The 14,302-nt window shown below is 63.8% G+C and carries 12 protein-coding genes; 8 read left to right on the forward strand and 4 right to left on the reverse strand.

Annotated features, from left to right (window positions below):
• Nucleotides 1–87: 87 nt before the first annotated feature.
• On the reverse strand, nucleotides 88–2,115 hold the full coding sequence (locus JAB8_RS24050; RefSeq protein WP_070291748.1) for an aminotransferase class V-fold PLP-dependent enzyme: 2,028 nt from the start codon (nucleotides 2,113–2,115) through the stop codon (nucleotides 88–90).
• A 167-nt stretch (nucleotides 2,116–2,282) separates the two neighbouring features.
• Here JAB8_RS24050 and JAB8_RS24055 point away from each other — a divergent pair, with 167 nt between their 5' ends.
• Both JAB8_RS24055 and JAB8_RS24060 read left to right on the forward strand, forming a co-directional pair.
• Nucleotides 2,283–2,780, forward strand: coding sequence for an Lrp/AsnC family transcriptional regulator (locus JAB8_RS24055; RefSeq protein WP_070223410.1), 498 nt, complete (start codon nucleotides 2,283–2,285; stop codon nucleotides 2,778–2,780).
• Nucleotides 2,781–2,977: 197 nt separating this feature from the next.
• Nucleotides 2,978–4,954, forward strand: a complete 1,977-nt coding sequence (locus JAB8_RS24060) for a methyl-accepting chemotaxis protein (protein WP_083287902.1) — start codon at nucleotides 2,978–2,980, stop codon at nucleotides 4,952–4,954.
• Between the two features lie 17 nt (nucleotides 4,955–4,971).
• Here the strand turns inward: JAB8_RS24060 and JAB8_RS24065 are convergent, their stop codons facing one another.
• Nucleotides 4,972–5,484 (reverse strand): thioredoxin family protein, encoded by a 513-nt coding sequence (locus JAB8_RS24065; RefSeq protein ID WP_217494244.1) that lies wholly within the window; start codon nucleotides 5,482–5,484, stop codon nucleotides 4,972–4,974.
• Nucleotides 5,485–5,638: 154 nt separating this feature from the next.
• Between JAB8_RS24065 and JAB8_RS24070 the strand changes: the two genes are divergently transcribed.
• From JAB8_RS24070 to JAB8_RS24095, 6 genes are all read left to right on the forward strand, one after another.
• A complete protein-coding gene (locus tag JAB8_RS24070; RefSeq protein ID WP_070291761.1) occupies nucleotides 5,639–5,929 on the forward strand; it encodes a DUF3349 domain-containing protein in 291 nt (96 codons plus the stop codon).
• A 79-nt stretch (nucleotides 5,930–6,008) separates the two neighbouring features.
• Entirely contained in the window at nucleotides 6,009–7,175 is a 1,167-nt protein-coding gene (locus tag JAB8_RS24075) for an HPP family protein (protein WP_070291750.1), read from the forward strand.
• Complete coding sequence (locus JAB8_RS24080; protein ID WP_070291751.1) at nucleotides 7,172–8,269, forward strand: M48 family metallopeptidase; 1,098 nt, start codon at nucleotides 7,172–7,174, stop codon at nucleotides 8,267–8,269. The genes JAB8_RS24075 and JAB8_RS24080 overlap by 4 nt, the downstream gene beginning before the upstream one ends.
• Nucleotides 8,270–8,405: 136 nt before the next feature.
• Nucleotides 8,406–10,226 (forward strand): DUF885 domain-containing protein, encoded by a 1,821-nt coding sequence (locus JAB8_RS24085; RefSeq protein ID WP_070291752.1) that lies wholly within the window; start codon nucleotides 8,406–8,408, stop codon nucleotides 10,224–10,226.
• A gap of 158 nt (nucleotides 10,227–10,384) precedes the next feature.
• On the forward strand, nucleotides 10,385–11,464 hold the full coding sequence (locus JAB8_RS24090) for an SRPBCC family protein (protein ID WP_139143168.1): 1,080 nt from the start codon (nucleotides 10,385–10,387) through the stop codon (nucleotides 11,462–11,464).
• Entirely contained in the window at nucleotides 11,461–12,636 is a 1,176-nt protein-coding gene (locus JAB8_RS24095; protein WP_070291754.1) for a zinc-dependent alcohol dehydrogenase, read from the forward strand. The genes JAB8_RS24090 and JAB8_RS24095 overlap by 4 nt, the downstream gene beginning before the upstream one ends.
• A 61-nt stretch (nucleotides 12,637–12,697) precedes the next feature.
• Here JAB8_RS24095 and JAB8_RS24100 read toward each other — a convergent pair whose 3' ends face one another.
• Together JAB8_RS24100 and JAB8_RS24105 are read right to left on the reverse strand one after the other, a co-directional pair.
• Nucleotides 12,698–13,537: an HDOD domain-containing protein gene (locus JAB8_RS24100; protein WP_070223450.1), complete on the reverse strand. Its 840-nt coding sequence runs from the start codon at nucleotides 13,535–13,537 to the stop codon at nucleotides 12,698–12,700.
• A 76-nt stretch (nucleotides 13,538–13,613) separates the two neighbouring features.
• A complete protein-coding gene (locus JAB8_RS24105) occupies nucleotides 13,614–14,246 on the reverse strand; it encodes a transcriptional regulator (RefSeq protein ID WP_070291755.1) in 633 nt (210 codons plus the stop codon).
• Nucleotides 14,247–14,302 lie beyond the last annotated feature (56 nt).

The raw sequence follows: 14,302 nt of genomic DNA on the forward strand, positions 1-14,302 counted from the left end.
GTGGGAAATGAACGGAAAAAAAGGCGCGACGCGCACCGTGCCAATGATGGCACGGTGCAATATTTCATGAAAGAAAGTTCAAGCAGTTCAGGCCGCAATCGCCAGCGGATGGCGCGTCGCCTCCGCCATCGCCATGCCGCCGTTGAGTTGCCATGCCGCGCCGTGACCGAGGCGGCGCAAGCAGGCGGCGGCCCGTGCGCTGCGGTTGCCGCTGCGGCAGAAAAACACCAGCGGGCGCTGCGGCTGCTGCAGCCAGGCCGCCACCTGCCCCGCCAAGCGGCTCAGCGGTACGCTGCGCACTTCGCAGCCCTCGAAGACCGTGCCGGCGCACGCCGCGTGTTCATACGCTTCGCGCACGTCGATCAGGATGGCGTCGGGATGCTGGCGCAGGAAGGCGGGCAAGGCGGCCGCGTCGAGCTGCAGTTCGGCGGCCGGCACGCTACCGTTCTGCACCGTGCGCACGGTGCCGCAGATGCTGCCGTCGTCGCCGGACGCGCACAGCACGATGTCTTGCGTCAGCAGCGCCGCGTCCAGCAAAGGGGTCAGCGCCTCGGGCGCCAGGGAGCCGATGAAGGCGAAGCGCTGCTCCAGCAGGTACACATGGGTTTCGCCGCACTCGATGCGGCGCAGCCGCTGCCGGCCCAGCGCCAGCTCGCCATCGATATCGACGCGGCCCACCTGCTCGATAGCGAGTTCCTGCAGCAGCGCCAGACGCGCGGCGCCATGGTCCGCTGGCGCCGTCGTATGCACGATGGCGCGCAAGGCCAGGTGCTGGCAGCGGATGAAAGCGGCCAGACGCGGCACGAGCGCGGCGGCGGGATCGATGACGACGCAACTGGCGCTGGCGGCGTCGCTGAGCAGCCAGGTGCACTGGCCGTCGACGCTCAGCTGGATTATGCCGTCCTGCGGCGATGGCGCCAGCGCCGACGGCAGCAGACAGCTGCTGCGCAGCGCTTCGCCGCAGCGCTCGATGCGCGCGCAGGCGGAAGCGACCGTCGCCGCATCGATCAGGGGACCGAACGACAGCCGGATGGCGGAACTGGCGCGCCATTGCGGCACGTGCATCGCTTCCAGCACATAACTGGGCAGCGCCTTGGCGGCGGAACAGGCGCTGCCCGAGCTGACGCGCACGCGCGCCGCGTCGAACAGGTCCAGCAGCTCTTTCGAGGACAGGCCCGGCACGGAAAAATTAAGCGTCGTCGGCAAGGACAGATCGAACGGCATATTGAACACGATGCCGGGGAAAGCGTGTTCCAGGCTGGCCACCAGCTGCTCGCGGAACGCGGCCAGGTCGGCGTGGCTGCGGAAGGTCTTGCCATCGTCCAGCGCGGCGAGCACGGCGCCCAGCGCGGCGATGCCGGCCATGTTTTCCGTGCCAGAACGCAGGCCCGCTTCCTGGCCGCCGCCCATCATCAAGGGCGTAAACGGGGCGCCGGCGCGCACGTACAGCATGCCGATGCCCTTGGGCGCATACAGCTTGTGGCCGGAAAACGGCGCGTAGTCGATGCGCGTGGCGGCCAGGTTCAGTTTCAGCTTGCCCAGCGCCTGCACGCAATCGACCATCCAGTAAGCGTCGGCACCGCGTTCCTGCAGCAGCTGGGCAATGGCGGACAAATCGCTGACGACACCCGTTTCATTATTCGCCGCCATCGTGCACAGCATGGCCGCCTCGCCGATCAGCGCATCGAGCGCCTGCAGGTCGTGGCGCCCCTGCGCATCGACGGGCAGCTTGCGCACTTCCAGCTTCAGGCCCAGTAAACGGTTCCAGTGCGCCAGGCTCTCCGGCACGGCTTTGTGCTCGGTCGCGCCATACAGCAGCAGGCTGCCGATGCGCTTGCCCGCGTCGCGCCGTTCGCGCAGCGCACACAGGGCCGACAGCACGGCCGTCTGGATGCCCTCGGTGGCGCCGCTGTTGAACATCAATCGGCCGTCGCCCACGCCCAGCAAGCCGCTGGCACGCTGGCGCACGCCATCCATCATGGCCTTGGCCTGCAAACCCGTCGCATGTGTGCTGCTGGGGTTGCCATAGCCCTGCTCCATCGCTTGCCGGGCGGCGGCAACGGCGGCGGGCAGCACGCAAGTGGTGGCATTGCTGTCGAGGTAGATGTCTTTCATGATGGCAGTCCGAATATTCTATAAAAAGGGCGCAGTTAAAAAGGCGCAGCGCAGGCGGCTGGGCCATCTCGATAGTCTACCGGCCGGTCCCCGTGAAGATATGCCAAAAGACACTGCAACTACGCTACTATGCAGCATGTTCATGCCATAAAAACCGGAATATTAAAATGAATTCACCAAACGCCTCGCTCGACAAATTCGACTGCGCCATCCTCGCCGCCCTGCAGCAGGACGGCACCCTGTCGATCGCCGCCCTCAGCGAAAAGATCGGCCTGTCCAGCACGCCGTGCTGGAAGCGGGTCAAGCGCCTCGAGGAAGACGGCTATATCGAGAGCCGCGTGGCCATCGTCAACCGGCAAAAAGTGGGTTTGCCCGTGACCGTCTTCGTCAGCGTGCGCACGGGACAGCACGATGAAAAATGGCTGCGCCGCTTCGCCGCCGCCGTCATCGTCTTGCCCGAGGTACAGGAATTTCACCGCATGAGCGGCGACATCGACTACCTGCTGAAAGTCGTCACCACCGACATCAAGGGCTACGACACGTTTTATAAAAAACTCATCAAGGCCGCGCAACTGACGGGCGTGTCGTCCGCCTTTTCCATGGAGCAAATTAAGTGCAGCACGGAATTGCCGCTGGAATTGATCGCCCACGGCTTGCCTGCCTGAACGATTTTCCACCCCGTGCCGGTGTACATGAAAAGCACGCATGTTAACACCTTATAATCGTTGCCATACAGCAACACAACCCCATTAAATACGGCATACCTCCACTATATCGCCTTTATCCGTCGCTATACTGCGCACTTGCCCGTGCCTTTCTAGCAACCTCTGCCGGTCGCGCGGGCCCATTCCCAGGGTCGTCCATGCATCTGCTTCGCCATCTTTCCATCCAGAAAAAACTGATGTTCAGCATGGGTTTGTGCCTGCTGCTTTTCATGGGCATCTCATCGTTCCTCAGCGTGCGCATGAGCAGCGATTACGTGCGCGAGCGCGTCGTCAGCCAAGAATTGCCGGCCCAGGTGGGCGAGATCCGCAACGACGTGCTGCGCCAGATCAATCAGCCGCTGTCGGTGGTGCAAACGATGGCCAATGATGTCTTTCTGCAGGACTGGGAAGACGCGGACCTGGCCGACAGCGGCTTGCCCACTTTTCAGCGCTACGCGAAGATGATCAAGGAAAAAAACAAGGCGGCCGTCGTCAGTTGGAGTTCGCAAACTGCGTCCCGGTACATGACCGATGCGGGCCTGATCCGCACGCTGGACAAGCAACAGCCAGCCGATCATTGGTTCTTCAGCATGCTCGACGAAAACAAACTGCACACGGTGAATCTGGACCGCGATCCGGCCTCGGGGAGTTTCATGCTGTTCCTGAATGCGCGGGGCCAGACGGCTGGCGGCAAGGCCGTCATCGCCGGGATGGGCCTGAGCGTCGACGCCATGGCCGAAACCATCCGCAGCTACAAGGTCGGCCAGACCGGCTATGTCTACCTGGTGCGCGCCAACGGCAGCCTGCTGATCCACCGTGACCCGGCCCTGGCCGACGGCAAGCATCAATTGAAGGACTTGCCAGGTTTTGACGAAGCGTTGAGCAAGACTCTGCTGACCGGCAACAAATACACCTATGTCAGTTATGCGGCGCCCAGCGGCAAGCAACTCGTAGCGGCCTCTTTCATACCGGAATTGAACCTGTACGTGGTGGCCGAAGTGCCGGAAGCGGAAGTGCTGGGCAATGTCACGCGCTCGGCCCTGATCGCCGCCCTGATTGCCGGCCTGGTCGGTGGCGGTATCGCCCTGTGCATCATTTATGTCATCAGCCGCGCCATCGCCGCGCCCGTCGCGCGGGCAGCGGACATGCTCAGTGAAATCGCCAGCGGGAATGGCGACTTGAGCCGCCGCATGCCCGTGGAATCGGAAGACGAGGTCGGCGCGCTGGCCGCTGCCTTCAACCGCTTCGTCGCGTCGCTGAACGTGACGATACGCGAAGTTCGCGACAGTACCGGGGCCATTGCCAGTGCATCGAGCCAGATCGCGTCGGGCAACCTGGACCTGTCTGCCCGCACGGAAGCCCAGGCATCGAGCCTGGAAGAAACAGCGGCGGCCATGGAAGAGCTGACGTCGACCGTGAAACAGAATGCGGACAACGCGCGCCAGGCGAATCAGCTGGTGGTATCGGCCTCGGGCCACGCCGTCAAAGGCGGCGAAGTGGTCGGCCAAGTCGTGCAGACGATGAGCGAGATTACGGAAAGTTCGCGCAAGATCGCGGACATTATCGGCGTGATCGACGGCATTGCCTTTCAAACCAATATCCTCGCCCTGAACGCGGCCGTCGAGGCGGCCCGCGCGGGCGAACAGGGGCGCGGCTTTGCCGTGGTGGCAACCGAGGTGCGCAACCTGGCGCAACGCTCAGCGGCAGCAGCCCGGGAAATCAAGGACTTGATCGTCGACTCCGGCAGCAAGGTGGAAGCGGGCAGCAAGCTGGTCGACTCGGCCGGCGCCACCATGCAGGACATCGTCGTCTCCGTGCAGAGGGTGGCCGACCTGATGGGAGAGATCGCTTCTGCCAGCCAGGAACAAAGCCAGGGCATCGCGCAAGTCAATGCCACGGTCACGCAGATGGATGATGCGACCCAGCAAAATGCAGCGCTGGTGGAAGAAGCGGCGGCGGCGGCCCAATCCCTGCAGGACCAGGCGGGACGCCTGGCGCAGGTGGTCAGCGTTTTCAAGCTGGAAGAAACGGGGCATGCGGCGCAGCAGCAGCCTCGGCAGCCAGCGCACAAGCCCATGCTGCCCACGCCAGCGCGCCCGAAAGCGCCGGCCAGCGATGCGTGGGAAGAGTTTTAAGGAATGTTGGAAGACGCTTAAATCGCCGGCGCTTTCACGCTGGCCGCTTGTTTAAAGAAATCATAGATGCCGCTCTCGCTCATGCGGCGCGCATTCGCCAGCTCGCCGCCCTTGGTGGCGTACAGCACCTGGTTGTTGTCGCTCGATACGAGCACGGCAGCCGGGATGCCTTTCTTGAGCGGATTGCCATAGGCATGCGCCACGTCCAGGTTATGGTCGAAGTTACCCACGTCGACCTTGACGACCTTGAACTGCTGTTGCATCAATTCGGCATTCTTGCCTTCCTTCAAGGCCTTGTCGAGTGCGCGGCAATCCTCACACCAGTTGGCGCCAAAGATCAGCAAGACAGGCACGTGCGCCGCCTTGGCCTCGGCCAGCGCGCGGGCCACGTCGGCCTTGGCGTCGGCCGCCGCGTTGTACGGCAGATGCGGCGTGGCGACCGGGTTGGCCGGTGTGGGGGCGGCGGCAATGGCGGTACCGGCAAGCAGCAGGCTGGCAAAGAATGGGGCGACGAAACGGGAAAGGCGCATGCGGGGCTCCTGAGAGAAATCGTGAAGCCAGCTGAACAGCTGCCAGCGGGCGTGATTGTCTAGAATATGCCTGCTTGTAAGAAATATCCACCATTTAATTGCACTGCGCTTATGCGGAAAACGTATAAGCACGCCAAGGAGAAGCCGCTTGAGCATGCCAGATACCCTGCCCCCGACATTGTCCGGCGCCGCGCGCATGTTGCGCGACGCCTATCCCGGCGGCATGCCCGATACGGCATATTTCGCCGTGCTGGCCCTGCTGTACGAACACTTTTCCGACCGTAACCTGGCCGAGCTGATGGCCGCCGTCACGGGCAAAGATGCGGCGGTGGTCCTCAATGACATCTATGCCTGCGCCAGCAGCGAGCCGGCGCCGTCCGCCATCGCGGCCGCCAGGAAACTGCTGGCACGGCACGGCTTGCAGGCCGTCTGCGCCGAGGATTAATGCCCAACGGCAGCGAAATGGAACGCATGGGATAATATCGGGCTCACACTGAGCAACGCGGCCCGAACGCGCCCTCCCCATGACGACTTCTTTCCTGGCACGCTGGCTGCCGCAACCGAACAACGGCAGCCGCCGCGAACAATTGCGCGCCTGCGCAGGCGCCATCTGCGGCTTGCTGCTTACCGGACTCATCTGCCATTTCCTGCTGGCCCCGGACAGCGCCAGCGTCTACCTGATCGCGCCCATGGGCGCCTCGGCCGTGCTGCTGTTCTGCCTGCCGGCCAGCCCGCTGGCGCAACCGTGGTCCGTGGTGGGCGGCAACGTCGTCTCCGGCCTGGTCGGCATGGCCTGCGTCAAATGGCTGGGATCCAGCGTGGGCGTGGCGGCGCTGGCCGCCTGCCTGGCCATCGGCGCCATGTTTGCCCTGCGCTGTTTGCATCCGCCGGGCGGCGCCGTGGCGCTCACCACCGTCGTCGGCGGCGCCAGCGTGCATGCGGCCGGCTTTGAATTCGTCTTCATCACCGTACTGTTCAATTCCGCCGTGCTGGTCGCTTGCGCCGTGCTGTACAACAACCTGACGGGACGCCGCTACCCGCACGTCCAGCAACTGGTCACGCCGCATCCGCACGCCACCAAGGATGAGGTGCCCAGCAACCGCCTGGGCTTTTCACCGGATGACCTCGATGCCGTCTTGCGCCAGCACAGTGAAGTGCTCGACATCAGCCGCGACGATTTGCAGGCAATCTTCCTGCAAACGGAAATGCGCGCCTACCAGCGCCGCTTCGGCGTCGTCACCTGCGCCGATATCATGTCGAAGGATGTGCTCAGCGTGGAATTCGGCACGCCGCTCGATGTTGCCTGGCGCATCATGCGCGAGCACGATGTGGGTGCGCTACCCGTCGTGAACCGGGCGCGCCGCGTCATCGGCATCATCACGCAGACGGATTTCCTGCGCCACGGCGGGCTCGACGATTATCAGGGCATGCGCCAGCGCCTGCGCGGCTTGCTGCAGCGCAGCGGCCTGTCCCACGGCGACAAGCCGGAAGCGGTGGGACAGCTGATGACACCGTCGCCGCACACGGCCCGCCTCGGCACGCCCATCATCGATCTCGTGCCCCTGATGGCCGACGCCGGCTATCACCATATTCCCATCCTCGACGAGGAAGAACGCCTGGCCGGCATCATCAGCCAGTCCGACCTGATGGCCGCCCTGTACGAAAGCCGCTTTGCCGAGGCCGCCGCATGACGCCATTCCGGGCACTGCTGAGCGGCCCCGACGGCGGCCCGGCGGGCACAGCCGTCAGCGCGCATTTTTTCGGCACGCAACTGACCATCGATGCGCCCGGCCATAACGTGGATGTGGCGCAGCTGGTCGTCAGCGTGGGCGGTGTCAACGGACCGGAACTGTTCCTGAACTGGCTCGACGAACAAGGACGGCAAGCCTCGCTGAAGCCGCTGACGGCAGACGACATCGCCATCGTCTTGCGCGAAGCGCCGGCCGCGCTGCAGCCGCAACTGCAGCGCCTGTGGAGCGAGCGCCAGCGCAACCGGCGGCAAGTGTCGGGCTGGCTGGCCGGTTTGACGGGCGCGGCCGTCGTCGCCACTGCCCTGTTGTGGTGGCAAGGAAGCAACGCCATCGGCGTGCTGGCGGGATGGATTCCCCTGTCGACGGAAAAGCAGCTGGGCGAACTGGCCCTGGCGCAAGTGCGCGCGCAGGGCGGCATCGTCGAGAGCGGCGTGGCGCAGCAGACGGTGCAGGACATCGGCCGCACGCTGACGGCCGGTTCGCGCTACCCGTACCGCTGGCTGGTCAAGCAGGATGACACGGTCAACGCGTTTGCCATGCCAGGCGGCATCATCGTCGTGCATACGGGCTTACTGCGCCAGGCGGGGGACCCGGGCGAACTGGCCGGCGTGCTCGCGCATGAAGTGCAGCACGTGGAACAGCGCCATTCGTTGCGGCAGATGATCAGCAGCCTGGGCTGGGGCGCCCTGGTGGGCCTGACCATCGGCGACATCAGCGCCGTGGCCGCCATGCTGGCGCACCAGGCCGGCACCCTGTATCTCAGCCGCGACATGGAGGAAGAAGCGGACCGGCTCGGTTTGCTGGCCTTGCAGCGCGCGCAGATCCGCCCCGACGGCATGCTGCGTTTTTTCCAGAGGCTCGATGGCAAGGATCAGGCCAAGGTGCCGGACTGGATTTCCTCGCATCCGCAAACGGCGGCGCGCGCGCAGCAGATCGAAAGCCTGATCGACGCCACGCCCTGCCCGGCCTGCCGTCCCTTGACCAGCAGCCACTGGCCAGCCATGAAAGCGGCCCTGCCGCCTACGGAAAAATAGCAACATTTCTTCCGCACAATTTATCCAAACGCACTGGGCAATGGCGTATGCTTACGCCCCGGCTGTTCCTTCTTGAACGGCCACCCCCGACCTCGCTACGCCTCCGTTCATTCCCTCCTTACAAAGGATCTCGCGCATGAAGCATCGTTTTGCCGCCGGCACCCTCGGCACCCTGGCCATCTCCCTGTTGCTCGCCTACGCGCCCATGGCGCAAGCGGCCCAGCCCGCGGCCAAACCGGCCGTCGCGCCGGCCGTCAGCGCGCCAAAAGCCAAGCAGCAGCTGCAAGTGCTGGCCGACCAGTACTACGATGCGTTGGCCCGTTTCGAGCCGATCAATGCCACAGAGAGCGGCGACAACCGTTTTGACGACCAGCTCGGTTCAGCCATCGTGCCCGCCGCGCGCGCAAAGCAGTTCGCCCTGTACCGCCAGTACCAGAAGACCCTGCGCGGTATTGCCCGCGCGCAGCTGTCGCACCAAGACCAGATCAACTACGATATCCTCGACTATGAACTGGCCACGGCGCTGAGCTTCGAGCGCTTCCCCGAATACCTGCTGCCTTTGAACCAGATGGACAGCATGCCCGTCACCCTGGCCAATTATGCGGGCGGCGAGGCATCGCAACCGCTGACCACGGTCAAGGAATACGATGCTTACCTGAGCCGTATCGGCCAGTTGCCGGGCTGGATAGACCAGGCCATCGCCAACATGAAAGTCGGCATGCAAATGGGCATCGTGCTGCCGAAGGCGCTGACGGAATCGGCCCTGCCGCAATTCAAGAAGCTCGTCAGCGCCACGCCGCAGGACAGCGTGTATTACACGCCCATCAAGAACTTGCCGGCCAGCTTTTCCGCCGCCGACAGGGAACGCCTGACGCAAACCTACACCGTCATCATCGAGGCCAAGCTGATGCCTGCGCTGCAGCGCCTGGCCACCTTCATGGAACGCGATTACCTGCCGGCCGGCCGCACGAGCAGCGGCTGGAGCGCCCTGCCCGATGGCGCGGCCTGGTACCAGGCGCGCGTGGCCAGCAGCACCACGACGGATTTGAAACCGGAGCAGATCCACGCCATCGGCTTGAAGGAAGTGGCGCGCATCCAGGAACAATACGCGATCGTCGGTCCGAAGATGGGCTACAACGGCCCGGCCGCCGGCTTGCCCGTGTGGGTGTCGGAACAGGCGAAATACCGCCCGTTCAAGACGGAGCAGGAAGTGCTCGACGTCTACCGCAAGCTGAACGTGCTACTGGACAGCAAATTGCCCGCCCTGTTCACCCTGGTGCCGAAAGCGCCGCTGGACTTGCGCCTGGAACCTGAACTGAGCCGCGATACGGCCGCCGATCACTACACGGCGCCGGCCGCCGACGGTTCGCGCCCCGGCGTGTTCTGGTCCGTCGTCACCGATCCGAAACTGTATGGCGACACGGGCATGACCACCCTGTTCCTGCACGAAGGCAAACCGGGCCACCATTTCCACCTGGCGCTGGTGCAAGAGATGGACTTGCCGAACTTCCGCCGTTTCGGCGGCAACAATGCCTTCACGGAAGGCTGGGCCCTGTATGCGGAAACCCTGGGCAAGGAAATGGGCCTGTTCGACGATCCTGCCCAGTACTTCGGCCATTTGAACGACGAGATGCTGCGCGCCGTGCGCCTGGTGGTCGACACGGGCTTGCACACCAAGGGCTGGACGCGCGAGCAGACGATCAAGTACATGCGCGACACCCTCGGCTATGACGCCGTGGCGAGGAGCGAAACGGAACGCTACATGGCCTGGCCTGGCCAGGCGCTGGGCTACAAGATCGGTTCGCTGAAAATCGTCGAACTGCGCCAGCGTGCCCAGCAGGCGTTGGGCGACAAGTTCAGCCTGCCGAAGTTCCACGAAGTGGTGCTCGGCGACGGCACCCTGCCCCTGAAACTGCTCGAAGCCAAGGTCGACCGGTGGATCGCGCAGCAAAAGTAAGCTAGCCCACTCTTGCGAGAACGGCAGCGCCAGTTGGGGCTGCCGTTTTTTTTCGTGCCGATATTTGATCTGGCACAGATCCAGCGTATGTCGCGCACGCCCGCCGGAACGCGTACCAGACAATGCTGCCTAATTCCCATACACAGAAGGGAGGCAGCATGCAAAGCGAAGACAGGAACGACGCCGCCACGGCTGGCCCGCCCGCATGGCAAACATCAGCGGAGATGCCCTATCACGGGCATGACGCCATTCTTCACTACACCAGTGCGCGCGGCCAGGCCGATGGACGGCCGCCGCGGCACATTCCCGACGATACCGCACGCGGCAAGCCTGCCATGATCACGGCGCTTGGCTGGCTCAGCATCGGCCTGGGACTGGCCCAGCTGGTGGCGCCGCGCGGCCTGGCGCGGGCCAGCGGCTTGCGCGGCGTCTCGTCTTTCTGGATACGCGCCATCGGCCTGCGCGAAATGGCGTGCGGCGTGGCCTTGCTGCGCGGCGAAACCGCTCCGGCCTGGCGCTGGTCGCGCATCGCCGGCGACGCCATGGACCTGTCGCTGCTGGGCGTGGCCATGGCCAGCCGGCGCCATGCGCGCACGCGCCTGGCGGCGACGGCGGCCGTGGTGGCAGGCGTGACGGCCATCGACTACATCGCCAGCGCCCAACTGGCGCCGCGCAAGCTGAGCGAATTACCCGCGCCCGGCGAAGAGGGATTGGCGCTGCAAAAGAGCGTCATCGTCAACCGTTCCGCCGACGATTGCTACCGCGCCTGGCGCGACCTGGAAAACCTGCCCCGCTTCATGCCGGGCCTGCAGTCGGTGCAGGTAATCGATGCGCGCCGCTCGCGCTGGCACAGCGTCGAGGGCGAGTGGATAGGCGAACTGACGCAAGAGCGTCCGGGTCAGGGCTTGCGCTGGCGCGCGGCACAAAACCATGCCGAAACGGGAGCGCTGGAACTGTCGCCCGCTCCCGGCGGGCGCGGCACCGTGGTCACCATGCAACTGCACATGCAGCCGCCGGCCGGCAAGGTGGGCGCGGCCGTGGCGGGCCTGTTCAGCCAGGCGCCCGCCTACCAGATCGAAACCACCTTGCGCCGCTTCAAGCAGTGGATGGAAACGGGCGAGGTCAGCACCACAGAGGGCCAGCCGTCGGGCAAGCGCAGCTTCAAGACGCGCTTGCTGCACAAGGCTGGCGGCACGGTCGCTGCCCCTCGACCGCAAGCAAACGGAGGTGTGTCATGAAAGCCAATTGCTGGCACGGCAAGCGCGACGTGCGGATCGAACAAGTACCCGATCCCGTCATCCTCAATCCCGGAGACGCCATCATCAAGGTCAGTTCCACGGCCATCTGCGGTTCCGATTTGCACCTCTACAATGGCGTCGTGCCCACCATGGAACAAGGCGACATCCTCGGCCATGAATTCATGGGCGAGGTGGTGGAGGTGGGCTCCGCGGTGCGCAAACTCAAGGTGGGAGAACGGGTGGTCGTGCCGTTTCCCATCGCCTGCGGACGCTGCTTCTTTTGCGAACAACAGCTGTACTCGGTGTGCGAGAACTCCAATCCCAACGCCTACATGGCGGAAAAGATGTGGGGCCACTCGGGGGCGGGCATCTTTGGCTATTCCCACCTGACGGGCGGTTACGCGGGCGGCCAGGCGGAATACGTGCGCGTGCCGTTTGCCGACGTCGGCCCCATCCAGGTGCCGGACGAGCTCAAGGATGAACAAGTACTGTTCCTCTCGGACATACTGCCGACCGGCTACATGGCGGCCGAAGCCTGCGCCATCACGCCGGGCCAGGTGGTGGCCGTGTGGGGTTGCGGCCCCGTGGGGCAGTTCGCCATCCAGAGCGCCTTCCTGCTCGGCGCCGAGCGCGTCATCGCCATCGACCATTACCCGGAACGCCTGCGCATGGCACGCGAACTATCCGGCGCCGAAACCCTGCATTTCGATGCGGTGGACGTGCCCGACGCCCTGCGGGAAATGACGGGAGGACGGGGGCCCGATGCCTGCATCGATGCCGTCGGCATGGAAGCGCACGGTTCCGGCGTCAGCTATATCTACGACCGCCTCAAGCAGACGATGAAACTGGAATCGGACCGCCCCACAGCCCTGCGCGAAGCACTGATGGCGTGCCGCAACGGCGGCGTCGTCTCGGTGCCGGGCGCGTATGGCGGCTTCAGCGACAAGATCCCGTTTGGCTCCATCATGAACCGTTCATTGACCATCAAGACGGGGCAAACCCACGTGCAGCGCTACATGCAGCCGCTGCTGGAACGGATACAACGGGGCGAGCTCGATCCCGGTGCCATCATTTCCCATCACTTGAGCCTGGACGAAGCACCGCACGGCTACGATATCTTCCAGAAGAAGCAGGAGCAATGCATCAAGGTCGTGTTGCATCCCGGCCCCTGACCGGTCCCGGCAGGCATGCTGGCAGACGGCGTGGGCGGGTCAGACAAGCAATACGCTGACCTCAGACGAGCAGCGCGGCACTCATCGAGCGTACTTCCTCATCCGATTCGGCCAGGATGCTTTGCAGGGTCTCGTTGTCGATAATGAAATCGATGACGGAATCGGAGGGCGTGAGCATTTCCACGTACGTCACCTGCAAGGGCGAGGGCACGGGCGACAGTTGCTTGGCCAACAACAAGGTGTCGAGCAGGGAGTCGGGCGGAATGGACAGCAAGCCATCGCGCAAGCCTTCGATGGCTTCGCTCACGGCCCGCGGAATCAGCAGCTTCTTCATGACTTCGCGGGAAATAATTTCTTCAGCGGACTCCATCCAGTGATCGGCATCGTCGTCGAGCAGGCCGGGAAATTCATCGGCACGCGACAACAGGTAAAAACCGCCCACCTCATGCACGATGCCGGCGAACAGCGCCGTATCGGCATCGACGTTCGTCACGCGGCGGGCCAGCACGTGCGCCAGCGCCGCCACGTGGGCAGTGTGCTCCCACAGCTGGGTCGCCTTCTGGCGCAGCACGGGGTCGATGATCTTGCTGCCGAACTGGCGCACCACCATGGCCGCCACCAGCGCGTACAGATTGCGGTAGCCCATGCGCATGACGGCGGCGCGCACGCTGGTCACGGGCGCCGCATCGCCGCGGCTGTACACGGCCGAATTGGCCAGCGCGACCGTGCGCGCCGCCAGCAAGGGCTCGGCCAGTACAAGCTTGATCGCATGGTCGATATGGCAGTCCGGTTCAGCCAGGGCCAATTGCAATTGCAGTGCTGAATTAACGCTCGTGGGAAACGTTAATTCTCCGCGCACCGCTTGGGAAACAATTAAACCGAAAGCCTGTAGTTTATTCATCATACGATCAATCCGCCTCAGATATTATTCTGGCCAACAATTTCATGTACCTGAAATTGAATGCCAGGCCCGGCCTTTAGAATACAGATGGCATGTCATTCGCTTGTAATGAAGAATCCGGTAATGCCAGCGCCTGCAATAGCGATTCATCACCGATGACAAACAACTTCGGCTGCTGTAATACCTGCAGCAGAAATGGCTGGCCTTCACGCAGCCGCCGGCGATAATCGGCCAGCGTATATAGGTTGGGATTGATTTTACGCCTTAAGGTTCGCTCGGCCGGGGCCAATCCCGTCAATAGATCGCTATAATTGGCTTCTTCGCCCACCAGCAGCAAATCGATGGCGCTGCCAGGCAGGTCCTGTCCCTTCGCCGTGGCGCCCGACACGAATGCCAGGTGCAGCTGGGCACGCAATGGAGCCAGAGTCATGCTGAGCACGCCGACGATGCCGAAGGTTTTTTGCACCAGTCCGCTCAACTCCGGATACACGAGACTTTCCTTGTTAGGCCAGAAGCGCCGCACATTACCGATCCGCTCCGATATGATCAGGCCGGACTCATGCAGACGGCGCAGCTCGCGCTGCGCCGACGCGCTGCCCAGCCCCGTCAAGCGCATGATCTCGTTCAAGTGAAAGCCTTCATTCACGCGGACAAAGAGCAAACCCAGCAGTTTTTGCTGGGCGGGAGTAAACAGGGCTTGGGCAATCATGCGCCAAATCTTAGCATGAATGAACTGAAAACTGGCGTGGCGCAGGCAACGGGGCG

This window comes from Janthinobacterium sp. HH106 (assembly GCF_001758725.1).
Taxonomy (GTDB): Bacteria; Pseudomonadota; Gammaproteobacteria; order Burkholderiales; family Burkholderiaceae_D; genus Janthinobacterium.